This is a genomic window from Rhodococcus sp. 06-1474-1B, assembly GCF_002258885.1.
GTDB classification, from domain to species: Bacteria; Actinomycetota; Actinomycetes; order Mycobacteriales; family Mycobacteriaceae; genus Rhodococcoides; species Rhodococcoides fascians.
This window is the reverse complement of record NZ_NOYR01000034.1, coordinates 356,854-380,475: the sequence shown is the minus strand read 5'-3', so window position 1 is coordinate 380,475 and position 23,622 is coordinate 356,854. Positions and strand designations below refer to the sequence as shown.

23 protein-coding genes are annotated in these 23,622 nt (G+C 65.7%); 13 read left to right on the top strand and 10 right to left on the bottom strand.

Features of this window, described 5'->3' with window-relative positions; genetic code table 11:
* Positions 1-120: 120 nt before the first annotated feature.
* The 3 genes from CH266_RS23635 to CH266_RS23625 all read right to left on the bottom strand — a co-directional run bounded on the left by CH266_RS23635 (position 121) and on the right by CH266_RS23625 (position 3,894).
* Entirely contained in the window at positions 121-2,034 is a 1,914-nt protein-coding gene (locus CH266_RS23635; RefSeq protein ID WP_094716273.1) for a DUF2339 domain-containing protein, read from the bottom strand.
* Between the two features lie 75 nt (positions 2,035-2,109).
* Positions 2,110-2,760 carry a DUF1707 SHOCT-like domain-containing protein gene (locus tag CH266_RS23630; RefSeq protein WP_032369502.1) on the bottom strand — a complete coding sequence of 217 codons (651 nt, stop codon included), beginning with the start codon at positions 2,758-2,760 and terminating at the stop codon, positions 2,110-2,112.
* 21 nt (positions 2,761-2,781) lie between these two features.
* The gene (locus CH266_RS23625; protein WP_094716272.1) at positions 2,782-3,894 is read right to left on the bottom strand and encodes a glycosyltransferase; all 1,113 of its coding nucleotides are present in this window, start codon (positions 3,892-3,894) and stop codon (positions 2,782-2,784) included.
* A 110-nt stretch (positions 3,895-4,004) separates the two neighbouring features.
* Between CH266_RS23625 and CH266_RS23620 the strand changes: the two genes are divergently transcribed.
* On the top strand, positions 4,005-4,394 hold the full coding sequence (locus tag CH266_RS23620; RefSeq protein WP_027495362.1) for a hypothetical protein: 390 nt from the start codon (positions 4,005-4,007) through the stop codon (positions 4,392-4,394).
* Between the two features lie 3 nt (positions 4,395-4,397).
* Here the strand turns inward: CH266_RS23620 and CH266_RS23615 are convergent, their stop codons facing one another.
* The 4 genes from CH266_RS23615 to CH266_RS23600 are packed head-to-tail and all read right to left on the bottom strand — an operon-like array spanning position 4,398 to position 7,719.
* On the bottom strand, positions 4,398-4,616 hold the full coding sequence (locus CH266_RS23615; protein ID WP_032367104.1) for a hypothetical protein: 219 nt from the start codon (positions 4,614-4,616) through the stop codon (positions 4,398-4,400).
* Between the two features lie 37 nt (positions 4,617-4,653).
* Positions 4,654-5,280, bottom strand: a complete 627-nt coding sequence (locus CH266_RS23610) for a response regulator (RefSeq protein ID WP_027495360.1) — start codon at positions 5,278-5,280, stop codon at positions 4,654-4,656.
* A 35-nt stretch (positions 5,281-5,315) separates the two neighbouring features.
* Complete coding sequence (macS, locus tag CH266_RS23605) at positions 5,316-6,485, bottom strand: MacS family sensor histidine kinase (RefSeq protein ID WP_032367106.1); 1,170 nt, start codon at positions 6,483-6,485, stop codon at positions 5,316-5,318.
* On the bottom strand, positions 6,472-7,719 hold the full coding sequence (locus tag CH266_RS23600; protein WP_371128955.1) for an AI-2E family transporter: 1,248 nt from the start codon (positions 7,717-7,719) through the stop codon (positions 6,472-6,474). The genes macS and CH266_RS23600 overlap by 14 nt, the downstream gene beginning before the upstream one ends.
* Positions 7,720-7,792: 73 nt before the next feature.
* On the opposite strand from CH266_RS23600, the gene CH266_RS23595 reads away from it, so the two are divergent.
* From CH266_RS23595 to CH266_RS23540, 12 genes are all read left to right on the top strand, one after another.
* Positions 7,793-9,268, top strand: coding sequence for an adenylate/guanylate cyclase domain-containing protein (locus tag CH266_RS23595; RefSeq protein WP_032367437.1), 1,476 nt, complete (start codon positions 7,793-7,795; stop codon positions 9,266-9,268).
* Positions 9,269-9,277: 9 nt separating this feature from the next.
* Positions 9,278-10,411 (top strand): lysylphosphatidylglycerol synthase transmembrane domain-containing protein, encoded by a 1,134-nt coding sequence (locus CH266_RS23590; RefSeq protein WP_032367107.1) that lies wholly within the window; start codon positions 9,278-9,280, stop codon positions 10,409-10,411.
* Positions 10,412-10,523: 112 nt separating this feature from the next.
* Positions 10,524-11,075, top strand: coding sequence for a YceI family protein (locus tag CH266_RS23585; RefSeq protein WP_027495356.1), 552 nt, complete (start codon positions 10,524-10,526; stop codon positions 11,073-11,075).
* 208 nt (positions 11,076-11,283) lie between these two features.
* Entirely contained in the window at positions 11,284-11,661 is a 378-nt protein-coding gene (locus CH266_RS23580) for a DUF3054 domain-containing protein (protein ID WP_094716271.1), read from the top strand.
* Between the two features lie 131 nt (positions 11,662-11,792).
* Entirely contained in the window at positions 11,793-13,109 is a 1,317-nt protein-coding gene (gene nhaA / locus CH266_RS23575; protein WP_441347068.1) for a Na+/H+ antiporter NhaA, read from the top strand.
* Positions 13,110-13,188: 79 nt separating this feature from the next.
* Positions 13,189-14,442: an APC family permease gene (locus tag CH266_RS23570; protein ID WP_094716269.1), complete on the top strand. Its 1,254-nt coding sequence runs from the start codon at positions 13,189-13,191 to the stop codon at positions 14,440-14,442.
* A gap of 31 nt (positions 14,443-14,473) precedes the next feature.
* Complete coding sequence (locus CH266_RS23565) at positions 14,474-14,839, top strand: ArsR/SmtB family transcription factor (RefSeq protein WP_094716268.1); 366 nt, start codon at positions 14,474-14,476, stop codon at positions 14,837-14,839.
* A complete protein-coding gene (arsB, locus tag CH266_RS23560) occupies positions 14,836-15,924 on the top strand; it encodes an ACR3 family arsenite efflux transporter (protein ID WP_094716267.1) in 1,089 nt (362 codons plus the stop codon). Before CH266_RS23565 ends, arsB begins: the two co-directional genes overlap by 4 nt.
* On the top strand, positions 15,924-16,346 hold the full coding sequence (locus tag CH266_RS23555) for an arsenate reductase ArsC (RefSeq protein ID WP_094716266.1): 423 nt from the start codon (positions 15,924-15,926) through the stop codon (positions 16,344-16,346). The genes arsB and CH266_RS23555 overlap by 1 nt, the downstream gene beginning before the upstream one ends.
* Positions 16,343-16,759, top strand: coding sequence for an arsenate-mycothiol transferase ArsC (locus tag CH266_RS23550; RefSeq protein ID WP_094716265.1), 417 nt, complete (start codon positions 16,343-16,345; stop codon positions 16,757-16,759). The genes CH266_RS23555 and CH266_RS23550 overlap by 4 nt, the downstream gene beginning before the upstream one ends.
* A gap of 5 nt (positions 16,760-16,764) precedes the next feature.
* Positions 16,765-17,820, top strand: a complete 1,056-nt coding sequence (locus tag CH266_RS23545) for an ArsO family NAD(P)H-dependent flavin-containing monooxygenase (RefSeq protein ID WP_094716264.1) — start codon at positions 16,765-16,767, stop codon at positions 17,818-17,820.
* A complete protein-coding gene (locus CH266_RS23540) occupies positions 17,817-19,133 on the top strand; it encodes an FAD-dependent oxidoreductase (protein ID WP_094716263.1) in 1,317 nt (438 codons plus the stop codon). The genes CH266_RS23545 and CH266_RS23540 overlap by 4 nt, the downstream gene beginning before the upstream one ends.
* A gap of 75 nt (positions 19,134-19,208) precedes the next feature.
* On the opposite strand, the gene CH266_RS23535 is transcribed toward CH266_RS23540, so the two are convergent.
* The 3 genes from CH266_RS23535 to CH266_RS23525 form a co-directional block, all read right to left on the bottom strand.
* Positions 19,209-19,955: a sulfite exporter TauE/SafE family protein gene (locus CH266_RS23535; RefSeq protein ID WP_027495346.1), complete on the bottom strand. Its 747-nt coding sequence runs from the start codon at positions 19,953-19,955 to the stop codon at positions 19,209-19,211.
* Between the two features lie 33 nt (positions 19,956-19,988).
* The gene (locus CH266_RS23530; protein WP_176457204.1) at positions 19,989-21,650 is read right to left on the bottom strand and encodes an NTF2-like N-terminal transpeptidase domain-containing protein; all 1,662 of its coding nucleotides are present in this window, start codon (positions 21,648-21,650) and stop codon (positions 19,989-19,991) included.
* Positions 21,651-21,757: 107 nt separating this feature from the next.
* Positions 21,758-23,587, bottom strand: a complete 1,830-nt coding sequence (locus CH266_RS23525) for a penicillin-binding transpeptidase domain-containing protein (RefSeq protein WP_094716262.1) — start codon at positions 23,585-23,587, stop codon at positions 21,758-21,760.
* Positions 23,588-23,622 lie beyond the last annotated feature (35 nt).

The window sequence follows — 23,622 nt, the reverse complement described above, 5'->3', positions numbered from 1 at the left end:
CCGGGAGGCACCCCTCCCCCGCAACGCGTGAATGGACCACTGCACACCGTCGAGATGTGTGCAGTGGTCCATTCACGCTAAAGGGTTAGGGGGCAGCGGGGGTCAGGAGGCAGCGGGGGGTCAGGAGGTGACCGCGCCCTCTCGGTCCGCGAATACCTTGGCGTATCGGGTCCCCGCGATCAGCAGCAACAAGCCGACTGCAATGAAGGCGATGACGCGGAACAGGCCGTCCAGGGCGACGAGGTCGAACAGGAACAGTTTGGCGATGGAGGCGGCGGTCAGCGAAAGTCCGGCCAGCAGTGCCAGGTGAGCGTGGGCAATACTCCGTAAGCCGAAGGCCAGCAGGGCGAATGCTGCGATCATCCACTCGATCGTGGCGGCGGTGTGCCCGGCGGTGAATCCGGTGGTGTTGCCGCCGATCGAGGTTCCCAGGCTCACTGTGGCCGAGGTGAGGCCGTACAGGGCGAGCACACCGGAGACGATGGCGAGGGTCTGCATTCCGTCGTCGATGAGTTTCAGTTCGGTCAGGACATAGGCGAACGCGAATGCTGTTGCAGCGAGCAGTATTCCGCCGATGATGATGCCCGCGTTCCCGGCAGCGTGATCGGAGTCCAGGAGAGCCTCCGGCGGGGAGATCGAGACGAAGGTCAACGCGCCGATCACACCGAACGCGCTTCCGATCAGGTACGCCAACGACGAGCGAGTGCGGTGGGCCGCGGCGAACAGCGCCAGGGCAACCGCGAACAGCACGACCGGACGCACGTCGACCATCGTCGATCCGACTGCGGCCTGCAGCATTGCCACGGCACCGATGATCGAGACGGTGATGCGGGCATGCGCCGGCAGCCAGTGCACCAGCAGCACGATCGCCAGTGCCGCGGCTACCAGAACCAATTGCACGGTCACGGTGGTCCACCGATCGAACACGCTCGCCGAGATCAGAACTGGTAGCGCAGCCAGAGCGGTCATGACGGTGGCCACCACGTCGGAGACGTTGCGGCGCAGCAGTTCCAGAGACATACCCATTCCGGACGCGGCCACCAGGACGACGACGAGAAGCAGTCGACAGTCGGTCGGTTCGGACGGGTCGGTGCCGACCAGCGCTATCAGGACCGTGCCGACGAGGGGAAGGGTTCGGACGATCTGCAGCAGCGGCCAATCACGGCCGATCTGAGCCGGGAAGCTCGCAATATAGGTGGCGATGAAGAACGCGATCAGGGCCAGGGTCGGACCGTCGGTCAGGATGGGACCACACGCCGCGACTCCGGCGAGGATCAACACCGCCATCGGCTGCGACTTCCACTGCACTGCGAGAGCTGTTCCCGCAGCGGCAATTCCGAATGCAGCAATCAACCCGATCACCGGATCGAGCCAGCAGTACAGGACGGACGTCGCCAGAACGTCGAGGTACAGACCCGCAATACCCGTAGCGGCCAGAGCAATTCCGCCGACGCGTCCTCCGGAGCGACCGAACACTCGTACACCGGCACCGATCAGTGCGAGGGAGAACACCCCGCCTGCGGCGACGCGCAGAGGCGGCCCGAACCACCCGGCCTGTGCGGCCAGAACCAGCAGCATCACGACGCCGACGAGCGTGACACCTGCGCCCGCGACGGCGAGCAGGCGACTGATGACGCCGTCTCGTTGCCACCACGGCTCACGGGGCGGAGCGGGTGGCCGCGGCGCGACCACCGGCCCTCGCAACGGCGGGGCTGCCATGGACTGGCCGACCGCAGGAGGCCGCGTGACCGGAGGTGCCGACACCGGGCCGTGCGCGGCATAGGGCTGCTGCGGTGCAGGCATCTGGGGCGCCGAGAACGTCTGCGGAGGGACGGTCGGCGCAGACGACCGCGGCACCGGCTGTGGCCTGGCGGGAGCCGAAATGGGCACGGAAGTGGGTGCGGTACCGAGCTGCGACTGCAATGTTTGCAGGTCGACGGCCACCTGACGCATGTGGTCGCCCAGGGAATCGAAGCGGCTGGACAGGCGCGCGACGAGTTGCGGGTCCAGCCCGGAGTTCTGGGAAGAAGTCATGGGATAGATCCTGCGGGCCGCGCGGCTCGATAGCCTGAGTAGTGCTACTCGGATCCCTCGAGTAGTCCAGCCCGACTATCCGAAAATTTTACGGAACGAGCTGCCGAAGGGGTGCTTGACGGTGAGGGAACCGAAGCGGACCTTCCCGGTGAGCACCACGTGCAGCGGTCCGTACGGCGGGCCGGTGCGCACCTTGTTGGTGACGGTACCTGCAACGGCCTCGGCACCGTTGACGTCGGCGGTGGCTTCGGTCGGGAGGATCAACGTGACCGAGCTGCAGTAGTCGTCGACGTGGATGTCGACGACCTGGCTGACCATGACGGCCTGCGTGAAGTCGAGTGTCACCGACGACAGCCGCGTCACCACGTTCAACCGGCGCGGTACGTTCCACGGGCCTTTGCGGGTGATGGTGGACATGCTGCCGCGTACCGTGTCCGGGGTACCGCCGCCGTGTCCCCAGTGCTCCTGCACCACGCGGCGCGGCGTCGGTTGTGGGGTGGGATCGGCGAAGGGTTTCGGCGACGGGAGGTGCTCGCCGGCGATCTGCATGCCCGGTAGATCGGCGAGTACCGAGTTCAGCTCGCCCCGGGTCTTCGACGCCAGAGCGGTGTCCATTCTTTCGGTGAACTCACCGAGCGACAACATGCCTTGGCCGACTGCTCGTTGCAGCAGCTGCCCGACGTGCTCGCGTTCGGCATCGGACACTCGCAGATCCCTTGCCTCCATGGGCCCAGGGTAGCGAAGTTCTCAGGCGGCGTGCCCGCGGAGAACCGACAACATTCCGTGTACCGATGCGGGCCAGCCGAACTCTTCGGCGCGTACCCTCGCCGCGATCCGGCGTCCGTCGGCCGGAAGTCGAAGCAGCCGTTGGATTTCCGCTGCGAAGCCGTCGGCGGTGTTGATCGAGGATCCACCGCATTGCGGGGTGACGATCTGGGCCAGTGCCGAGGTTTCGGAGACGACGACGGGTGTGCCCGCGGCGAGCGATTCCAATGCCGCGAGGCCGAATGTCTCGTGCGGTCCCGGCGCGAGGGCGATGTCTGCCGAGGCGAGCAGCTCGGCGACGGCCGACCTGCCGTCGACGAAGCCGAGGAAGTCGACGGGCAGCCCTCGGGCGCGTCGTTCGAGGCCCGCTCGTCGGGGGCCGTCGCCGGCGATGACCAACCGAGCCCGCATACCCGAATCGCAAAGCGCGGCAAGTGAATCGATACTGGTCTCGACATGCTTTTCCACCGACAGCCGGCCGCAATGGACCAGGAGCCGGTCGGCGCTACCCAACCATGCCGAGCGCGCCCCGGCTCGACGTCGTCGGGGATGGAACAGCTCGAGATCGACGCCGAGCGGTACCCGATGGACGTTGGGTGTTCCGATTCGATCGAATTCCTGCTGCGCGAACTCGGTGGTGCAGACGACGGCGTCGTACGACTCGGCACTGCGTCGGTTGGCCGCGTCGGCGAGGGGCCGGGCGTATCGCATCGGCATCGTCTGAGCCAACAGACGGTCGAGGCGCTCGTGAGAGATCATCACGCTGCGGATGTCGCGACGCGACGCCCACCTGCCCATTCCGCGCAGGGTCAGCCGGTCCGACACTTCGATCACGTCCGGACGTAGACCCGACGCGATCGAGGCCACTCGCCGCGGGTCGGCCACACGGTAGCCGCCGGTGAACGGAACTTTCGGAGCCGGCACCTCGACGCGCGTCACTCCCGACTGCAGCGTCGTCTCACTCCACCGGGCACCCGGCACGATCAGCGTGACGTCGTGACCAGCGGCCACGTAGCCCGATCCCAGCTGATCGACGGCCGTCCGCAGACCGCCAGACCGCGGCCCGTAGAAGTTCGCCAGTTGAACGATGCGCACCTGCTCAGTCTCTCCAGCCGGACGTCCACCCGATGCCCCGGCGGTGGATGGTGACCGAACGTTCGGCGAATATCCGTGTGGAGACGGCTACCAGCGGGTAGGTGAGGGCTATGCGAGTGACACTGCAATCCACCGGAGACGCCCCGGCACCCGAGGTCTGGGAGCGTTACATGGACCCGACGGTCTGGAAGACCTGGGCTCCGCAGATCATGGGCGTCGAATACCGCGGTGAACGCCTCGACTCCGATACCTCCGGCCGAGTGCTGGGGCCGTTGGGGGTGCCGATCGACTTCGAGGTGCACTCGGTGGACGAACACTCGTGGACGTGGGCGTGGTCGGCATGGTTCCAGAACAGGGCCATCGGCGTGGATCTGACACACGGAGTCGTCTCACGACCCAGCGGAACCCGGGCGTGGATCACCATCGACGGCCCGCTGCCGCTGGTGCTGCCCTACCTGCCGATCGCCAAGTTCGCGCTCGGCAGGCTGTGTGCCCAGTAGGGGCTACTCGGACCGGGTGACGGTCTTCTCGTCGCTCTTGTCGGCCACCTCGGTCGGCTCGGGCGTCGGCAGCTCGGACTCCTCGCCCGACCCGTCCAGATGGCCGTCGAATTCGTCGATGGCCTCGGCGCGCTCGTCACCGGTCTGATCCTGGTCGGCGTCGACGCCCTTCGTGTGCTCGGCCGGATCGACTGTCGTGTCCACTGCTTCGTTGTCGGTCATGGGGTCAAGAGTGCCCGTCGGGCCGGGTCGCAAACCCCTACAGACCCTTTTCGATGGCGTACCGGGTCAATTCGACGCGGTTGGCCAGCTGCAGTTTTCGCAGTGTCGCCTGCACGTGGTTCTCGACCGTCCGGTGGCTGAGCGTCAAACGGGTCGCAATCTGCTTGGCGCTGAGCCCTTTTGCTACCAGTCTGAGCACCTCGGTCTCGCGCTCGGTCAACGTGGGGCGGGTATCGGACTCCGGCTCCGGTGACGACGACATCCGCCGGAATTCGCCGAGAACCAAACCAGCCAGACCCGGGGTGAACACCGCTTGTCCGGCTGCGGTGGCGCGGACGGCGTCGAACAGCTCCTCCGCCGATGCGCTCTTGACCAGGTAACCCGTCGCACCAGCTTTGATCGCGTCGAGCACGTCGCTGCGTTCCGCCGATGCCGAGAGCACCAGAATCGTGGATTTCGGGGACGCGTCCAGCACTGCGACGGTGGCATCGGCACCGTTCCCGTCGGGCAGATGCATGTCCATGAGGACGACGTCGGGAGTGGTCGCTCGGGCGCGGCGTCCGGCCGCGGCTACTCCGTCCGCGGTGGCGACCACCCGAAATCCGGCGGCCTCGAGATCCCGGGCGACGCCGTCTCGCCACATGGGGTGATCGTCGACGACCATCACCGCGATCTCGGCGTTCGGATTCTCGTCGCCGGTCATCTCGCTCCTCTCGTTCGCGGAACCCGAATTTCCCATTCGGTGCCCTCGCCCTCTCCGGTGTCGAGTATCGCAGTACCGCCGAGAGATTCGACCCGGCCGAGGATGGACTTCGAGACGCCCATCCGGCCCTCGGCCTCGGCGGCGGCGAGCCGTCCGGCGGGTATTCCGCGGCCGTCGTCACGAATGCTCAGGATCAGCTCTCCGTCGACGTCTTCGAGCAGTACGTAGGCCTTCGCATCGGCACCTGCGTGGAGCTCGACATTGGACAGGGCAGTGGTCACGACGGCAGCGAGTTCCTCGGCGACGTCGGATTCGACGAGCACCGGGTCGGCGGGAGTCGACACCGAGATCGACGTGCCGGCCTGAGTACGCAGCAGGGCGCGCACGTCGACGATCGATCCGGTGTGATCGTCGCGCGGAGCCGACTGTTCGGAGATCAGCACGCGCAGAGCGACTTCCTGCTCACCGGCGAGCTCGGCGAGTTCGGCTGCCGGCCCGCCTATTTCGAGACCTCGACGGCGGACGAGGGCCAGTACCTGCAGCACTCCGTCGTGCACCTGTCGAGCCAGTCGCTCACGCTCCTCGGTGATCGCGGCCAACCGTGCCGCACTGCGCAATTCCTCGTGGGCGCGCCGGGCTGTGTTCGACGCCAATCCCAACGCGAGCCCGGCCGACAGCAGCACCGGGGCGGTGGCGTCCGACCACAGGTCGGTGTCGAACCGGTCTCGTACCAGGGCACTGACCAACGACATCACCACACCCGAGGCGATACCGCCCTTGGGCCCCAACAGAATTGCGGCGGAGATGACGGCATTGGTGGCCCACAGGGTGGTGGGCAGGGTCTGGCGGGTGCTGTACCAGTCGTAGTCGGCCACCAACCGCGTCGACGCCATCAGGGCGATCACGATGATCTGATCTGCGAGCACCACCTGCCAGCGCGGCAGGGTGGCCCGCGAGAGCAGGAGTGCCGAAGCCCCGGACCATACGGCCATCAGGGCAACCAACGCCCAACTCAGCCGCGGGTTGGTGTAGTTGTCGACGGTCGCGGCCTGATAGCTGACGGCGTACACGAGAGTGACCAGGCGGAAGGCCTGCGAGGCCCGCCACAGCGGGCTGTCGGGATCGGCCGAGTTCAGCGTCGGCCGCACTCGGTCAGTCGTCCGCATCGGTCTTCGGGTCTGCAGTGTTCAGCTCCCCCTTGGCAAGTCGATCGGGCTCGGACGAACCGGGAGGGGTGTCCGGGTCGCTGGGTTCGGCGGAGTACAGCGTGTCGCTGACATCGAGTTCCTCGTACACCTCGTCGGGGTCGTCGGCGAGCAGCGACCGGACGGCGGTGTTGAGCACCGCGACGATCGGGACCGCCAGCAAGCCGCCGACGATGCCCGCGAGCAGAATGCCGACGGTGATGGACAGGACGACGGCCAGTGGGTGCAGCCGAACGGCGCGGCCGAGCAGAAGTGGCTGCAACACATGGCCTTCGAGCTGCATGACCGCTATCACGATGCCCAGGGTGATGACGGCGGTGATGAGCCCCTTCGTCACCAGCGCGATGAACACTGCGACGAATCCGGTCAGCACGGCACCGATGATCGGAATGAAGGCGCCGATGAACACCAGTGATGCCAACGGAAGTGCCAGCGGTACACCGAGAATGGCGAGTCCGGCTCCGATGCCCACGGCGTCGGCTGCGGCGACGGCCACCGTCGCGCGGACGTATCCCACGAGCGACCCGAAACCTTGGATGCCGGCTGTGCGAATCTTCTTGCGCGCCTTCGTCGGTGCGAGCCGGGTGACGAACTGCCAGATCTGATCACCGCCGTACAGGAAGAAAATCAGCGTGAACAGCGTCAGCAACGCCCCGGTCAGAATTTCGCCGATCACCGTCGCCGTGGTCAACGCCCCACTGGTGACGGCCTCCTGGTTGTCCTGGATGACCTTGACCAGATTGTCGGTCGCTTGCCGAATCTGGTCTTCGCTGATGTGCAGCGGCCCGTTGCTGAGCCACTCCTCGACGCTGTTGATCGATTGGGTGAACTGATCGCCCACCTGCGGCAGCCCCTCGATGAACTGCTCGACGATGAACGTCATGATTCCGGCGACGACGCCGATGCTGGCGATGATCACGATGATCACCGCGGCGACACGCGGCACTCCTCGGCGCTGCATCCAGTCGACGATCGGCACCAGGAGAGCGGCCGCCAGCAGCGCCAGACCCAGCGGGATGACCACCGTGCTCAATTTCGCAATTACATAGGCAAAAGTGATGAATCCGGCAAACAGGACAAGCAGTCGCCACGTCCATTCCGCCCCAACCCGTACCAGCGGGTGTACCGAATCTGCGGCCGAAGTGAGGCGCGGGGACGCCCCCGTACCTTGCGCCCGCAACTCGTCGGTGCTCACCCGCTAAATTTAACCTGTGCTGGCATCTTTCCGAGCGGTCTCGCTCACCCTGAAGAGTCGCTGGCCGCTCTATATGCTCTCGATGCTCATCGCCAATGTGTTCGGTGCAGTGCTCGTATTCGCCTTCGTTCGCTACGGTCTGCCCATTCCGGAGTCGCAATCGATCGTCGCCGATCGCGTCCGCAACGTGTACATCTTCGGTGCGTATCTGGGTGTTGCCCTGGTGGTCAGCCTGATCTACGCGTACACACTGCTGCGCTCGGTCATCAGGTGGCAGCTCCGCGGCGGCCCGCCCACCCGCAAGGAACAGATGACGACGCTGCACGCGCCGCTGCGTCAGGCCATCGTGCACCTGATTCTGTGGATCATCGGCGGCATCATCTTCGTGCTGCTGACCATCGCGGAGATGCCGTCGCTGTCCATCGCCGTCATCGTCACCGTCGGCATGGCCGCCACCGTCACCTTCGGTTTCACCTACATGCTCGGCGAACGCATTCTGCGCCCGGTCGCAGCACTCGCACTGAGCGAAGGCCGTTTCGACCGCACGATGACGCCCGGCGTCGGTACCCGCATGGCCATGACGTGGGGACTGGGCACGTTGATGCCCGTCATCGGCATCATCTTGCTGTGTGCCACCCAGCTGACGACCGACCTGGTGTTCTCGCCGAACGCACTGGCCGTGGCCATCATCCTGCTCAGCGTGCTGGCCATCGTGCAGGCCTTCGTCCTGTCGATGCTCACGGCGAGCCAGATCTCCGACCCGATCAGCCAACTGCACAACGCCATCGAACGCGTGCAGCGCGGCGAGACCGACGTCGAGGTCGACGTGTTCGACGGCAGCGAGATCGGTCGCCTCCAGGTCGGCTTCAACCGCATGATGGAGGAATCCGCCGAGCGACGCGTCCTGCGTCAGCTGTTCGGCCAGCACGTCGGCGAGGACGTGGCGCGTCGAGCACTGCAGTTCGGTACCGAACTGGGCGGCGAGACACGATTCGTCGCCGTGCTGTTCGTCGACATGGTCGGATCCACCGCCACCGCGTCGGAACGCCCGCCGAGTGAGGTCGTGGTGTTGCTCAACGAGTTCTTCCGGGTGGTCGTCGACGTCGTCGGACGCCACCACGGCTTCGTCAACAAATTCATGGGCGACGCGGCGCTGGCGATCTTCGGGGCACCACTCGACCGTCCCGACGCTCCCACCGCGGCCTTGGCCGCGGCGCGTGAACTGCGTTTCGCTCTGGACGAGATCACCGGACTCGACATCGGCATCGGGGTGTCGGCGGGACTGGCCGTCGCCGGCAACATCGGCGCGTCCGAGCGCTTCGAGTACACGGTCATCGGAGACCCGGTCAACGAGGCGTCGCGGCTCACCGAACTGGCGAAACTGCGGCCCGGACGCGTTCTGGCATCCACCTCGGCCCTGTACTTCGCCGACGACGAGGAGCAGGAACAGTGGGAGTTGGGCGACCAGGTGCAACTGCGTGGCCGACGACGGGCAACCCACCTGGCCTGGCCGGTGGAGTATCCCGACTCCTCCTCGAGTGACGGTTAGTCTGACAGGATGCCCGACCCCAGCTCGACCAGCGGACCCGCAGCGCGGCGCCCGCGAAACCGGCTGAGATGGGTCAAGTGGATCGCCGCAATTGCCCTGGTCGCTCTGCTGGTGGGCGAGGCAATTTACCTGTGGCCACGGCTGCACGAATCCTGGACAGCAGTACGAGAAATCCATTGGGGCTGGCTGGCTGCGTGCGTATTTGCCCAAGCCGTGTCGCTCAGCGCGTTCGGCCGAGTCCAGAAGCAGCTGCTCGACGCGGGCGGCGTACAGGTGCGTCAACGCAAGTCCGTGGCCGTCATCTACGGCAGCACCGCAATGTCGCTCACTCTGCCCGCCGGCCAGGTGTTCTCGACGGCCTTCACCTACCGCGAGACCCGACGCTGGGGTGCGAGTCCGGTTGTCGCCTCCTGGCAGCTGGCCATCTCCGGCGTCATCGCCGCGGCCGGGTTGGCGGTGCTCGGCGTTGCCGGCGGACTGGTGGTCGGTAGTTCGTTCAACACCTTCACCGTGGTGCTCCCGATCATCGGCGTCATCGCGATCGTGGCCGCTGTCCGATACATCTCGAACCACCCGGAGTCCATCAAACAGTTCGCCCGCTGGGGTCTGCGCAAGTACAACGCGTTCCGCAACCACGATCTCGACGCCGGAGCCGAGGCCATCGACAAGGTCATCGGCCAGATCCAATCCGTACAGCTCGGCAAGCGGGACGGCGCGCTCACACTGTCCTGGTCGGCCGTGCACCGGCTCGCGGACGTCGCGTGCCTGGCGTTCGCGTGCTTCGCCGTCGGCGCAGATCCACGACTGTCCGGGCTGTTCATCGCATTCGCGGCGGGTAAGGCCGTCGGATCCGTTCCGCTCGCACCCGGTGGCCTCGTGGTCGTCGACGCCACCCTCATCGCGTTCCTGACCAGCGCCGCGTCCATCACCGCATCTCAGGCAGTGGCGTCGGCCCTGGTCTATCGCGGGGTCAGCTTCATCTTGGTCGCCATCGTCGGGTGGATCGTGTTCCTCGTCCTGTTCCGTAAGCACCAGCACGCCGATCTCGAATTCGACATCGCCCTCGAGCGGCAGGAGACCTCCGATCTCGGCCGAGCCGCCGAGCACGATCGCGACTCCAAAGGCGATCCGGAGACCGCGTAGCCCCGCGCTGTTCGGTATGGCATCCGTCACTGTCCGTTCACCCGGAATATATACGGACCCCGGTCCGCTTGTGTACTATGAGTTTGAAACTTCAACCCAACAAGGAGTCCTCATGACCACCGCCATCGCGCTTCCCGAGCTCACCGCAGGCACCTGGGCCATCGATCCCACCCACTCCACCGTCGGATTCACCGTCCGCCACCTGGTGGTCAGCAAGGTCCGCGGCCGTTTCCAGAACTTCAGCGGCACCGTCACCGTCGCCGCCGACGGCACCCCGTCCGTCGACGCCGAGATCGACGTCACCTCGATCACCACCGACAACGAGCAGCGCGACGGCCACCTCAAGACCGCCGACTTCTTCGAGGTCGAGAAGTTCCCGACCGCGACGTTCAAGTCCACCTCGGTCAAGGCCGACGGCGGAGACTTCGTCGTCACCGGAGACTTCACCCTCCACGGCGTCACCAAGTCCATCGACCTCAAGCTCGAGTTCAACGGCGTCAACGCCGGCATGGGCAACGGACCGGTCGCAGGCTTCGAAGCCAGCACCACCATCAACCGCAAGGACTTCGGCATCAGCATCGACATGCCCCTCGAAGGCGGCGGCGCAGTCGTCGGCGACAAGATCGCACTGAACCTCGACATCGAGGCCGGCCTCCAGGCGTAAGTTTCACCCCCTCTACTCCTTCCGGATTGACCCCTCGCCTTCCGGATTCACCCCTCCCCTTCCGGATCAATGCGCCTTTGTTGCAGTCCAACCGACTGAAACCCGCATTGATCCGGACCTGGGGGGGGCCGGGATCCAGTGGCATCGAACGGCCCACACCTGCACTCGTAGGCGCGGGCCGTTCGCGTCGGTGTCCTACAGTGGGCCCGTGAAGTTTCGTTCCCCGGCCGTCGCTGCCGTCCTCGATCTCGTCATGATCGTGCTGTTCGCCGCGATCGGCCGTCGCAGTCACGACGAAGCCACCGCGCTGTCCGGCCTCTTCCACACCGCGTGGCCGTTCGTCGTCGGTGCCGCCGTCGGCTGGATCGCTACGTTCGCTCTGTACCGCAACAAGTTCGACGCGTTCCTCGTTGTTCCGACGGGCATTCTGGTGTGGGTCACCACGGTCGTCGGAGGCATGATCCTGCGCACGGCGACAGGTCAGGGAACCGCTACCGCGTTCATCATCGTTGCGACGATTTCGACCGCGGTTCTGCTGCTCGGCTGGCGAGCGCTCGCCGGTTTCGTGCCCAGCGTTCGTCGATAACGACCCGGCACGGGTAGGCTTACCCCCGGTGCGCCGGGAAGTCTGGTCGGCAATAGTTCTGTGCTGCGCACATGCCCGTCGACTCGGCGGACGCGCTCAGCACGACGTTGCTACCGAAAGGCGTTGTTCCCGTGTCTGATTCACCGATTCCCAAAGAGAGATTGCCGCTGTTCTCTCGCGGTTCCTGGTCCGAGGCCGACCGCATCGCACAGGTCTTGCGCAAAGAGACCGTCGGCGGCGCATTGCTTCTCGTTGCCACCGTGGTCGCGCTCGTGTGGGCCAACTCACCGTGGTCCGCCGCCTACGACACATTGATGAGCACCCGCGTCGGGCCGTCGGCCCTGCATCTCGATCTGACTCTGTCGACGTGGGCCGCCGACGGGCTGTTGGCCATCTTCTTCTTCGTCGTCGGACTCGAACTCAAACGCGAGTTCGTTGCCGGTGATCTGCGCGATCCGGCACGCGCCGCATTGCCGGTGGCCGCTGCCGTCGGCGGAATGGTCGTTCCCGCAGTCATTTTCGTGCTGTTCAACCTCGGCACCGGGGATGGCGCTCTGCTCGGCTGGGCCATTCCCACCGCGACCGATATCGCGTTCGCCGTGGCCGTTCTCGCTGTGATCAGCACGCATCTGCCGACAGCGCTGCGAACCTTCCTGCTGACTCTGGCCGTGGTCGACGACCTCCTGGCCGTCAGCGTCATCGCGATCTTCTACACCGACGACATCAACTTCATCGCGCTCGGCCTGACGCTGATCCCGCTCGCGCTGTTCGCCGTCGCCGTGCAGATGCGCGTCCGCTCGTGGTGGGTGCTCATCCCGCTGGCCGTGGTGACGTGGGTGCTCATGCACGAGTCGGGTGTCCACGCCACCGTCGCAGGCGTTCTGCTCGGCTTCGCCGTCCCGGTGATCCGGAGCAAGGCGAACGGCGGCCCCGATGCGGGCCCCGGTCTCGCCGAGCATTTCGAGCACAAGATCCGACCCATCTCCGCGGGTATCGCTGTGCCGCTGTTCGCCTTCTGCGCAGCCGGTGTGACTGTCGGCGGCTTCTCCGGCCTGGCCAGCGCCCTGACCGACCCGATTGCCATCGGCATCATCGCCGGCCTCGTCATCGGCAAGGCCATCGGCATCTTCGGCACCACCTACCTGGTCTCGCGCTTCACCCGGGCCACCCTCGATGCCGGCTTGAAATGGCTCGACGTCTTCGGCGTCGCGATGCTCGCCGGTATCGGTTTCACCGTGTCGCTGCTGATCGGCGATCTGGCATTCGGTGAAGGCACCCAGCGCGACGACCACGTGAAGGTCGGTGTGCTGACCGGTTCGATCGTTGCCGCAACCATCGCGTCGATCATTCTGCGTACCCGCAACAAGGCGTACCGCGACTTCTACATCGAAGAGACGCGGGACGACGACCACGACGGAATTCCGGACGTGTATCAGCAGAAGAAGTAGACCGCGGCCGACATCTGGTCTGTTGCCACTGGTGTAGGGCCTCTACAGTTGTCGCCGTGATCGACATCCGGGTCCAGGCATGACCGACCCACAGCCGCTGGCCCGTCGACTGGGCCTTGTCGATGCAGTCGTCATCGGTGTCGGCTCGATGGTCGGGGCGGGGGTGTTCGCGTCGTTCGCTCCCGCGTCGGCCGCAGCGGGTGCCGGCTTGCTGATCGGCCTCGCCATCGCGGCTGTCGTCGCGTTCTGCAACGCGACGTCGTCCGCGCAACTCGCCGCCCAGTATCCGACGTCGGGCGGGACGTACATCTACGGTCGTGAACAACTCGGTGAGTGGCCCGGCTTCCTCGCCGGCTGGACCTTCGTCATCGGCAAGACCGCAAGCTCGGCGGCCATGGCGATGGTGTTCGCGGCCTACGTCGCCCCTTCCGGCTATACGAAAGTCGTTGCGATTCTTGCCATTGTCGCGTTGACGGTGGTGAACTACTTCGGCATCACTCGCACGGCGCTCCTGACGAAGATCCTCGTCACCGCGGTGCTCGCCATCCTCGTCGTCGGGGTGGTTCTGGGCTTCGCCGGCTCGCCGGGCAACGGCATCGGCGCTTCGGGATCCCTCACCGGGGACGGCTGGTACGGAATTCTGCAGTCCGCGGGATTGCTGTTCTTCGCCTTCGCCGGCTACGCGCGCATCGCCACCCTCGGCGAGGAAGTGGTGCGGCCCGAGCGCACCATTCCACGGGCCATCGTCTCTGCACTCGGCATCGCGTTGCTGATCTATGCAGCGGTTGCCGTGACATTGTTGACGGTATTGGGCCCGGACCTGCTGGCCTCGTCGTCGGCTCCGCTGGTCGATCTCGTTGTGACGTCGGGGTATTCGTGGGCATCACCCGTCATGCGCATCGGTGCCGGACTGGCCGCGCTCGGAGCGTTACTGGCCTTGATCGCCGGTATCGGGCGCACGTCGTTGGCGATGGCCCGCCACCATGATCTGCCGTCGTATCTGACTGCGGTCCACCCTCGCTACTCGGTGCCGCACCGGGCCGAGATCACTCTGGCGGCGATCGTCAGTGCCGCAATTCTCCTAGTGGATCTTCGTGACGCCATCGGCTTCTCATCCTTCGGAGTGCTGCTGTACTACCTCGTCGCCAACGTCAGCGCGTACACCCAGGGCACCGAACACCGACGCTATCCGCGCCCCCTGCAGGCGCTCGGAGCGCTCGGGTGCCTGGTTCTCATTGCCACGCTGCCCTTGTCGTCGATCGCGATCGGCACCGTTGTGACACTGCTCGGCGTCCTCTACCGTCTGGTCCGGGTTCAGCGACTGTTCACTTGACGGCTGATTCGACAAGAGTCAATATAGACCAATGTCGAATCAAGACCTGACCTCCTCGGCCGACGCATGCTGTTCGCCGCTCGTCCACGAACCGCTGACCGTGGACTGGGCCGGGGATCTGGCCCGCATGTTCAAGGCGTTGGGCGATCCTGTGCGCCTGCGGTTGCTCAGCCTCGTCGCCAGTCATGCCGGCGGCGAAGCGTGCGTGTGTGACATCTCCCCCGCTTTCGCCCTGTCGCAACCGACGATCTCCCACCACCTCAAGGTGCTCCGCGAAGCCGGGCTGCTCGACTGTGAGCGACGCGGAACCTGGGTCTACTACTGGGTCGTTCCAGCTGCCTTGCAACAACTGTCGTCGGTACTCACCGCAGCGGACCCCACGGTGGTCACGGTATGAGCACCACCACGGATACCGCCGTCGTCGGCAAACTCTCCACGCTCGATCGGTTCCTCCCGGTGTGGATCGGTGTCGCCATGGTCGTCGGCCTGATCCTGGGGCGCATGGTCCCCGGGCTGAACGACGCGTTGTCGTCCATCTCCGTCGACGGGGTGTCGCTGCCGATCGCCGTCGGCCTGCTCGTCATGATGTATCCGGTACTGGCCAAGGTCCGCTACGACCGCCTCGACACCGTCACCGGCGACAGGCGACTGCTGATCGGATCGCTCGTTCTCAACTGGGTCCTCGGACCGGCGCTGATGTTCGCTCTCGCATGGCTTTTCCTGCCCGACCTGCCCGAGTACCGGACCGGCCTGATCATCGTCGGCCTCGCTCGATGCATCGCGATGGTCATCATCTGGAACGACCTCGCCTGCGGAGACCGTGAGGCCGCGGCCGTGCTGGTGGCGATCAACTCGGTGTTCCAGGTCTTCATGTTCGCCGTCCTCGGATGGTTCTACCTCTCGGTACTGCCCGGCTGGCTCGGCCTGGAGCAGACCACGATCGAAGCGTCGCCGTGGCAGATCGCGAAATCGGTGCTGATCTTCCTCGGAATCCCGCTGATAGCCGGATTTGCATCGCGCTTCTTCGGTGAACGCGCCAAGGGTCGTGCGTGGTACGAGGAGAAGTTCATCCCCAGGATCGCCCCGTGGGCTCTCTACGGGCTGTTGTTCACCATCGTCGTTCTCTTTGCGCTGCAGGGTGATCGGATCACCTCACAGCCCTGGGACGTGGTGCGCATCGCGCTGCCTCTGCTGGTTTACTTCGCGGTGATGTGGGGCGGCGGTTACGCACTCGGTGCCGCCATGGGCCTGGGCTACGAACGCACTACCACCCTCGCATTCACCGCTGCGGGCAACAACTTCGAGCTCGCCATCGCGGTCGCCATCGCCACCTACGGCGCAACGTCCGGGCAGGCACTCGCCGGGGTCGTCGGTCCGCTCATCGAGGTGCCGGTCCTGGTCGGCCTCGTCTATGTCTCCCTCGCCTTGCGGAAGCGGTTCTCCCCCAGCCTTTCCACGACCACGTCATCGAAGGATTCCTGATGTCCGACACACCCAGTGTTCTCTTCGTCTGCGTCCACAACGCCGGTCGATCTCAGATGGCCGCCGGATTTCTGACCCATCTCGCCGGCGATACCGTCGAGGTACGTTCTGCCGGTAGCGCTCCGGCGGACACCATCAACTCGGCAGCGGTGGAGGCCATGGCCGAGATCGGTATCGACATCTCGTCGCAGTCGCCGAAGATCCTGACCACCGAGGCCGTCGAGACGTCCGACGTCGTCATCACCATGGGCTGTGGCGACGCGTGCCCGGTGTTCCCCGGCGTGAGCTACCGCGACTGGGCACTGGCCGATCCGGCAGGAAAAGGCGTCGAGGCAGTCCGTCCGATTCGCGATGAGATCAAGCGTCGAATCGAAGAATTGATCGCCGAACTGGTTCCAGCGAAGCAGAGTTCGGCATCATGACGACACCCAGCGTGCTGTTCGTCTGCGTCAAGAACGGCGGCAAATCACAGATGGCGGCCGGCCTGATGCGCAAGGCCGTCGGCGATTCGGTCGAAGTGCACTCTGCCGGAACGAAGCCGGGGGGAACGGTCAATGCACTCTCGGCCGAGGCGCTCCTCGAAGTCGGCGTCGATCTGTCGGGTGAAGTACCGAAACCGATCGACCCCGCTCTGCTCGCCCGGATGGACTACGTCGTCACCCTCGGCGGTGAGGCGAAGGTAGACGTGGTCGACGGCCCCGGATTCGAGAACTGGGACACCGACGAACCGTCCGAACGCGGTATCGACGGCATCGAGCGGATGCGTCTGGTGCGTGACGACATCGCGGGCCGCGTCGGAGAACTGGTATCCCGATTGCGCAGCGCGGAAACCTGATTCGAATGAACACCGAGGTGGTGGTGATCGGCGGCGGTCAAGCAGGACTGGCCGCCGGCTACTACCTGCGACGAGCCGGTCTGGACTTCGTCATCCTCGACAACCGGACGCACGCCGGCGGTTCCTGGCAGGACTACTGGCCGTCCCTGCATCTGTTCTCGCCGGCCGAGTACTCGCGACTACCCGGTTGGCCGATGCCGCCGTGGCACAGTGGTTTTCCGCCGGCATCGCATGTGGTGGACTACCTGCGGGCGTACGAGAAGAAGTACGACTTGCCGGTGCACAGGCCCGTCGACGTGAAGTACGTGCATCGTACGACCGAGGGCTATCGAGTCGACACCGACGGCGAGTCGTACGGTGCCGCAGCAATCATCAATGCGACGGGAACGTGGTCTCGGCCGTTCTGGCCGAGCTACCCGGGTATGCGTGAGTTCGGTGGAACCCAGCTGCATGCCGCTGACTACCGAACGCCGGGTCAGTTCGTGGGCAAGCGAGTAGGAATCGTCGGCGGCGGAAACTCGGCTGCTCAGATACTTGCCGAGATATCCACGGTCGCGCAGACCCTGTGGTTCACCAACCGCGAGCCCAAGTTTCTCCCCGACGACGTCGATGGTCGGGTGCTGTTCGATGTCGCCAGCGATCGGTCCCGCACTCTGGCGGCAGGCGGTCCCGATACCGGCGGGGTCGCCGGTCTGGGCGACATCGTCATGGTCCCGCCGGTGCGGGAGGCCAGGGATCGCGGAGTGCTGCACGCCCGGCCGATGTTCACCGCGATCACCACCGACGGTGTCACCGACGGACAAACGACGGAGAAACTGAATGTAATCCTCTGGTGCACAGGATTCCGGCCCGCACTGCGGCATCTGCAGCCGCTGCATTTGCACACCGAAGGATCACGAATCGTGCTGGACGGCAATCACGTCCGCGGCGAACCGACGCTGGTGTTCCTGGGCTACGGCGACTGGACCGGCCCGGCCTCGGCGACGCTCATCGGCGTCGGCCGGACGGCACGCGCAGCAGTGGACACTCTAGTTCGACGAGGAAAGGTAGATCAGACATGAACGAATACCCCGTAGTGGTGGTCGGCGCAGGCCCCATCGGTCTCGCTGCCGCGGCGCACCTGACCGAAACCGGTTCTGCCGTCATCGTTCTCGAACGTGGACCGTCGGCCGGATCGGCGGTGTCCGAATGGAATCACGTGCGGCTGTTCTCTCCGTGGTCCGAGGTCGTCGACCCGGCTGCCGCCCGACTGCTCGAACCCACCGGTTGGACTCCACCGGGCGGCGACACCTACGCCACCGGACGCGAATGGGTGGAGCACTATCTCGCGCCCCTCGCTGCTGTGCTCGGCGATACCGTCCGAGTCGACTGCGAAGTGGTCGGCGTCGCCCGCCGTGGACGCGACCGCGTCGTCGATGCCGGACGCGACACCGAACCACTGTCGGTGCATGTTCGCCACTCCGACGGCAGCGAGGAACGCATCCTCGCTCGCGCCGTGGTCGACGCGTCGGGCACCTGGGGATCGCCGAATCCGTTGGGAAGCGAGGGACTTCCGGCCATCGGCGAGAAGGCCGCCGCCGACCGCATCGACTACCGAGTCCCCGATCTGGCCGATCCGGCGATTCGCTCCCAGTTCGCAGGCAAGCACACCGTCATCGCCGGTAGCGGCCACTCCGCGCTGACCGCCATCATCACCTTCGCAGAGCTCGCCGCCGACGAGCCCGGCACGACGCTCATCTGGGCCGTGCGTCGAGGCGTCACCGCGGAGGTCTTCGGCGGCGGCGCGGCCGACGAACTCGCGGCGCGCGGCGCACTCGGCCAACGCGCGAAGAAGGCCGTCGACGACGGTTACCTCACCGTGGTCTCCGGATTTCGCACCGAAGCCGTTGCGGTGCAGGGTGATCGGCTCACCCTCGTGGGCGACGGCGGCACCCGTATCGAGAACGTCGACCGCGTCGTCGCACTGACCGGGTTCCGTCCGGACTTGTCGTGGTTGTCCGAAGTGCGCCTCGATCTCGATCCCACTCTGCAGGCACCGAAATTCGTCGCCGAGCTGGTGGATCCGAACATCCACTCCTGCGGCTCGGTGTCACCACACGGAGTCGAGGAGCTCACTCAGCCCGAACCTGGCCTGTACCTGGTCGGCATGAAGAGCTACGGACGTGCGCCGACGTTTCTTGCGATGACCGGATACGAGCAGGTGCGCAGCATCGCCGCCGAACTGGCAGGCGATCACGAGGGCGCGCGAAAAGTGGAGCTGACGTTGCCCGACACGGGTGTCTGCGGTGGGGCCGGCCTGTTCGACGAGCCCGACGCCCCCACGACCGGTGGATGCTGCGGTGTCTCCCCAGAAGCTGAGGCACAACTGATCTGAGTGTCCACTATTTCGTTCCGGAAGCGGGATCGCGCCTCCCGGCTGAAATGGTGGACACTCAGATCACCTACGACGTCAGCCGAATGCCTGGTATCCCAACCAGCCGGCGAGGCCGAGTCCCAGAATGCCGACGCCGACGCGGAGCACGATCGGTGAGATCACTTTGACGGTCGGTGGCCCGCAGGCACCGCCGACGAAGCAGCCGATTGCGAGAGCCAGAGCGGCCCACCAGTTCACGTGGCCGGAGAACGAGAAGATGATCGCCGCAATGAGATTGGCGATGCCGAGGAAGAAGCTCTTCAGAATGCTTGCACGCCAGAACGTATCGGACGTACAGATCAGCGCCAGAGCCAGGAAGATAACCCCGGCTCCGGCTCCGAAGTAGCCCCCGTAGATGGCGACGGCGAACAGCGCCAGCGGGTACAGCGTCGGGAATTGCCTGCCGCCGGACAACGTTCGGATTTTCGGCTGCAGCAGCAGCGCAATCGCAGCCATCGCGACCAGGAACGGCACGATCACCTCGAACGATCCCTCTGGAGTGACGAGCAACAGGATGGCTCCGGTGGTCCCGCCGAGCGCCGAGTAGACGGCGTAGCGAATCAGCTGTTTGCCGTCCTTGGCGAGTTCGGCCGACGAGCTCGTAGTGGCACCCACTCCGGCAGCGACCAGCGCGACGGTGTTGGTGACGTTCGCCGAGACGGCGGGGAGCCCTACCGCCAACAGCGCCGGATAGGACACGAGGGATGCGAGCCCGGTGACGAACCCGATGAGGCCGGCGAAGAACCCGGCCACCACCAGTAGTCCGAAATCGAGCACAGTCACCGAACAAAACTACCGTGCCTAACGATCGAGCCCCTATTCGACGGGGTTCGCCATCTCCTGCAGCAAGCGGCTCGTCATCCGCACTGCCTGATCCCCACCGTCGGCGTCCTCGATGTAGACGGCGAAGGCAACATCGCCGCTGGTCGCGAGCACGAAGCGATCATCGCCGCTCTCCCCGGCAAATCCCTGCACGCCGTCGAACGTATCGAGACCACTGCTGTTCGACGATGCGGCCACGATCTCACGCAGGCGGGCTGCAGCGGCAGGGCCCATGGGCTCGGCTGCGCGGTCTGCCACTGCAGTCTGCCCGGCGACGATGGCCGGCGTGGGCGCGCTGCCGCGGGAGATCGCTGCTGCCATCTGGGCCAGTCCGAACGGTGTCACCGTCGCCTCGGCTCCGGATGCTGTGGAGACGTTCCGAATGCCATCGATCGCGCTCCGGCTGTCGGCGGGGGTGCCGGTGTAGGCGTCGAGACCGGGCATTGCATAGTGAATTCCCAGACCCAGGCGTGCCGCCGCGTCTTCGGCACTGTCGTCGCCCCGGTCGGCCTGTACGGCTTTGATCAACTCCGACGCGGTGCCGGCCGGATAGGAGCCGGCGAACACCACGTCGCCCTGCTCGTTGGCGTAACTGTTCTGTGCCGCACCGAGAATCGCACCGGTCGACGTGGACACCGCCACGATCGACGCGGATGTACCCGCCATCACCACAGCGTTCTCGGCCGCGAGTTGGACGCGCGGATCGAGCGTTGCGTGCAGGTCCGGTCCGCCCGGTCCTTGGAATCCCACGCGTCGTTCACCGGTTCCGTCGACGGTGTAGGTGTCGACGGCCCAGCCTGCGGTGGCGTCGCGGCCGGATTGCCATGCGGCGCGTAGGGAGTCGAGCACAGGGGAGGTGATCCGACGGTCGTCGACGATGAGCTTCGGCTGCGGGGCGACAACCACTCCCGGCACCGCTCGCAGATCGTCTTCGAGAACGGCGAAGTCGTCGTCGCGCAGTGTCACTGCGGTGATCGGAGCTCCGTGGGCCGAATCGAGTTCCTTCAGTAGCGATTCGGAGGTGATCAGCGGCGCGACGACGTCGATGACATCGGCGAGTTGCTGAGTCGACGCCGCTGGATCACTCATCTGGGCGGGGTCGAGAGAGATGGCGTTGATGGTCCGCTCACTCATCAGCACGTTGTTCGCGGAATCGAAGATCAACGGCGGAGCGGCGTCGGTGCGGGTGTAGCGAACCGACCCGCCCGAGGTCAGATCCGGAACGAGCGTGGCCGGATCCCACGCGATGCGCCAGCCGACGCTGAGCTTTTTGGTTGCGCCCTGAGCGCTGTACTTCCAGTCCTTGCCCTCGCCGAAATTCCAGGCGGACGCGAGCGTGAAGAATCCGCTCTCGTCGGAGAGATCCATGTACTGCGTCAGGTCGAAGTCGCCCGTCGATCTGCCGTCGGCCGACAAACCGTCGAACATCTGATTCAGAGCTGCCGTCGCGGCGTTCGGGTACGTCGTCAGTGCGGCCGCCGCCGCGACATCGCGGTTGTCCAGCGCGTCGACGAATTTGGAGACCAGTACCTCGGCCTCGCTCGGTGGGCGGTCGACCATCCAGAACACGGCCGAGACCGACAGCGTCGCCGATGCTGCAACTGCGACGAGGTAGCGACCGCGGACCTTGCGCGGGCCACGACGGACACGACTCATAGAACTCATGAGTCACAATATTCACTGTAGTCACACGAGTAACAAGCACGGGATTCATACAAGCCGGTCACGATTGAGATACGGAGTGGTCCGTTTACCTCGGGCTGTTACCTCAGAAAGCGTCCTGCAGCCTCGATGGCGGGTGCCGAACTTCCCGCGTTGTTCACGAAGACCGCGAACGCGAGATCACCGGAGATTCCGACGAACCAGCCGTGCGCTCCTTCGTTGTTCGGCCCGAATTCGGCGGTTCCGGTCTTGCCGAGCAGCCCCGGAATGTCGTTCAGTGCCGTAGCCGTACCACCGGTGATGGTCTCGCGCATCATCGCCTTGATCTGCTCGGTGACCTGTGGGTTCACCGCTGCCGGCTGCATGTTTCCCACGCCGGGCTTACCCGAGACGACCGTCGGCGGGAGCAATCCGTTGTTCGCGATCGACGACGCGACCAGCGCCATACCGAACGGTGACGCAGTCACCTGCCCTTGGCCGATGGCGGATTCGACGCGCTGCGCCGGGGTGTCGGCCGACGGCACCGAACCGGTGACGGTCGTCAGGCCCGGGGTCACGTAGTCGACGCCGAGGCCGTACTGCGCGGCCGCGTCGGTCAGACCGTTCGGCGGCAGGGCGACGCCGAGTCGGCCCATCGTCGTGTTGCACGATTTCGCGAAGGCAGTGTGCAACGGAACGTCGCCGAGCGCGAAGTTGTCGTCGTTGGGAATCTGACGTCCCTCGATGTTCTCCGTCGCCGGGCACGGCAACACGGTGTCGGGGGTGACGGCACCGGATTGCAGAGCAGCCGAGGTGGTCACCGTCTTGAAGGTCGACCCGGGCGGGTAGAGACCGGTCAGAGCAATCGGGCCCTCCGCATCCGCCGCGGCGTTCTGCGCGACGGCGAGAACCTCTCCGGTGGACGGCCGAAGCGCGACGATCGCAGCCTGCTGCGGCACCGACGCCAGGGCGTTCTCGGCCTTGATCTGCAACGCCGAGTCGACGGTGGTCGCGATGTCGTCACCGGTGGAGGCATCGCGACCGGCAAGCTGGGTGACGGTGTTGTCGGCAGCGACCGATTGGATCGCCCAGCCTCGATTGGCCGCCTGCTCCTGTTCCCACAGCGACGTCAGGTCGCTGAGAACCGGCGAGACAAGATTGCGATCGGTGGCCAGCAGCCGAGTCTGTGGCGCCAGGGTGACTCCCGGAACGGCCGCGAGCTGCGCTCCGATGGGATCGATGTCCGCCTGACGGAGCGAGACTATGGTCGCCGAACTACCCTGTGCAGCAGCAACAGACGATGCGACAGACTGGGCCGTGATCCCGGGAACGACAGATCCGACGAGAGCGGCGACGGCCACCGGATCGGCCGTCGCATCGACGTTGACGAGGGTGACGACCTGCTGCGACATGAGCTCGCCGCCGTTGGCATCGAACACCCTGGGCGCGACCAGCGCGTCGGTCGGGGTGAATCGGACCGAGGAATCGGCCGTCAGTCCGGGGACCAAGATGGCCGGGTCCCAGGTGATCTTCCACCCTTGCGGAGTCTCTGCCGCGGTCGCAGACGTCGTGTAGTTCCACTCCTTCGGCTGGCCGTCCGGTTCCGCCGTGCCGTCGGTGGTGGTCGAGAAGCGCCAATCGGCGTTCAGCGTGAACGTGCCCGCATCCTCGTTCGCGTCGACAGCCTCGAAATCGGGAGTGGCCGTCACCGTTCCGCCGCCGGACAGCCCGTCGTACAGCTGGGTGAGAGCGGCGCTCGCGCCCGCGGGATCGGTCGTCAGCGCGGCTGCCTGATCGATGTTCGAGCTGCTGACGGCGGCCGCGAACTGCTCGGCGACCGTCTGCGGCTGATCGGGCCCGCTGTTTCCGCAGGCAGCGACCACCAGCGCCAGTACGGACACGATTGCGGCCAGAGTCGTCGGTCTTCTCGTTGTGCGCACGGAGTCGATCATGCCCCAGGCCTCCGACGAATCGGCGGTGGCGCGAA

Excerpts from the sequence above, each read along its gene's own strand:
- CH266_RS23635 (WP_094716273.1), bottom strand. The coding sequence starts at position 2,034 with ATGACTTCTTCCCAGAACTCCGGGCTGGACCCGCAACTCGTCGCGCGC.
- CH266_RS23630 (WP_032369502.1), bottom strand. The coding sequence starts at position 2,760 with ATGGAGGCAAGGGATCTGCGAGTGTCCGATGCCGAACGCGAGCACGTC.
- CH266_RS23620 (WP_027495362.1), top strand. The coding sequence starts at position 4,005 with ATGCGAGTGACACTGCAATCCACCGGAGACGCCCCGGCACCCGAGGTC.
- CH266_RS23615 (WP_032367104.1), bottom strand. The coding sequence starts at position 4,616 with ATGACCGACAACGAAGCAGTGGACACGACAGTCGATCCGGCCGAGCAC.
- CH266_RS23610 (WP_027495360.1), bottom strand. The coding sequence starts at position 5,280 with ATGGTCGTCGACGATCACCCCATGTGGCGAGACGGCGTCGCCCGGGAT.
- macS (WP_032367106.1), bottom strand. The coding sequence starts at position 6,485 with ATGCGGACGACTGACCGAGTGCGGCCGACGCTGAACTCGGCCGATCCC.
- CH266_RS23595 (WP_032367437.1), top strand. The coding sequence starts at position 7,793 with ATGCTCTCGATGCTCATCGCCAATGTGTTCGGTGCAGTGCTCGTATTC.
- CH266_RS23590 (WP_032367107.1), top strand. The coding sequence starts at position 9,278 with ATGCCCGACCCCAGCTCGACCAGCGGACCCGCAGCGCGGCGCCCGCGA.
- CH266_RS23585 (WP_027495356.1), top strand. The coding sequence starts at position 10,524 with ATGACCACCGCCATCGCGCTTCCCGAGCTCACCGCAGGCACCTGGGCC.
- CH266_RS23570 (WP_094716269.1), top strand. The coding sequence starts at position 13,189 with ATGACCGACCCACAGCCGCTGGCCCGTCGACTGGGCCTTGTCGATGCA.
- CH266_RS23565 (WP_094716268.1), top strand. The coding sequence starts at position 14,474 with ATGTCGAATCAAGACCTGACCTCCTCGGCCGACGCATGCTGTTCGCCG.
- arsB (WP_094716267.1), top strand. The coding sequence starts at position 14,836 with ATGAGCACCACCACGGATACCGCCGTCGTCGGCAAACTCTCCACGCTC.
- CH266_RS23555 (WP_094716266.1), top strand. The coding sequence starts at position 15,924 with ATGTCCGACACACCCAGTGTTCTCTTCGTCTGCGTCCACAACGCCGGT.
- CH266_RS23550 (WP_094716265.1), top strand. The coding sequence starts at position 16,343 with ATGACGACACCCAGCGTGCTGTTCGTCTGCGTCAAGAACGGCGGCAAA.
- CH266_RS23545 (WP_094716264.1), top strand. The coding sequence starts at position 16,765 with ATGAACACCGAGGTGGTGGTGATCGGCGGCGGTCAAGCAGGACTGGCC.
- CH266_RS23540 (WP_094716263.1), top strand. The coding sequence starts at position 17,817 with ATGAACGAATACCCCGTAGTGGTGGTCGGCGCAGGCCCCATCGGTCTC.
- CH266_RS23530 (WP_176457204.1), bottom strand. The coding sequence starts at position 21,650 with ATGAGTCGTGTCCGTCGTGGCCCGCGCAAGGTCCGCGGTCGCTACCTC.
- CH266_RS23525 (WP_094716262.1), bottom strand. The coding sequence starts at position 23,587 with ATGATCGACTCCGTGCGCACAACGAGAAGACCGACGACTCTGGCCGCA.